A 586-nucleotide genomic window follows, 5' to 3' on the forward strand; every position below is an offset into this window, starting at 1 on the left:
GACGCCAATTGCCGATGCAGTGTTTTCGCGCCCAAGGCTGTTGAACAGAATCTTCCAGTCGATGCTCCCTTGGTTGAGTCGGTCGCGTTGGACCGTGATTTCTTCGAAGACGAGCCGCACGCGACGTGTCATCTGGCGGTTCTCCGCGTCAAGAAATTCGCCGATCCGGTCCTGCGCGTCCTTTGTGTCAGTGACGACGATGGTGTTGGCCGCGCCGTCCGCAGACTTGATCACGCCGGCGCGACTGAGGAATTGACTGACCTTGGTGACGACCGCCGCGAGCTCGCGGGCCTCTTCCTTGGAACTGTTGGTCGACTTGTCCGCGAGCGTCGAATTTGCCGACTTAATATCGCGCTGAAGGTTCTCTTCAGCCGCCTGGGTCGGCGTGCGCACGACGTAGCTTTTCGTCTCCGTGCGATAGAAGCGAAGCGCGCCGATTTTCTCGTCGTAGCGCCAGTAGACGCCCAACCGCAGAGCAATCGAGTCCAGTACGGTGGCGAGGGGCGCTTGGCCCGGGGGCAGGGGGGCCATCTTCGTGCGGGCAACGCCTTGGGGCAGGACGGGGCCTGCGATCCGGTCGACGGCA

The 586-nt window shown here is 62.3% G+C and carries 1 pseudogene; it reads right to left on the reverse strand.

From position 1 onward, the window contains the following. A pseudogene (locus tag HV765_RS31680) lies at positions 1 to 586 on the reverse strand (hypothetical protein); the annotation flags it as partial.

The organism is Achromobacter kerstersii, assembly GCF_902859595.1.
Lineage (GTDB): Bacteria > Pseudomonadota > Gammaproteobacteria > Burkholderiales > Burkholderiaceae_B > Achromobacter > Achromobacter kerstersii.